This is a genomic window from Bacillus sp. IT-79MI2 (assembly GCF_949768135.1).
Taxonomy (GTDB): Bacteria; Bacillota; Bacilli; order Bacillales; family Bacillaceae_G; genus Bacillus_A; species Bacillus_A pseudomycoides.
On the sequence record NZ_CATKPV010000041.1, the window covers coordinates 1 to 215 of the forward strand.

Below are 215 nucleotides of genomic sequence, written 5' to 3' on the forward strand. Positions count from 1 at the left end.
AAGATGATTTCTGTATTCAACAGGAGTCATCTTTTTTAAATTCCATTGATATCTATAATGATTGTAATACGTCATGTAGTTCTTAATTTCATTTTTTAATTGTGCAAAAGACTCACAAGGTTTTATATATGCTTCATCTTTAAAATGACCAAAAAATGATTCTTGTGGGGCGTTATCCCAACAGTTTCCTCTTCTTGACATGGATTGTCCTAATC

Annotated in this window: 1 protein-coding gene; it reads right to left on the reverse strand. The window is 30.7% G+C overall.

Annotated elements, in window-relative coordinates:
- Positions 1-215 (reverse strand): IS3 family transposase (locus ACM6HU_RS02815; protein ID WP_414847982.1); only part of this gene is annotated, 215 nt, incomplete at both ends.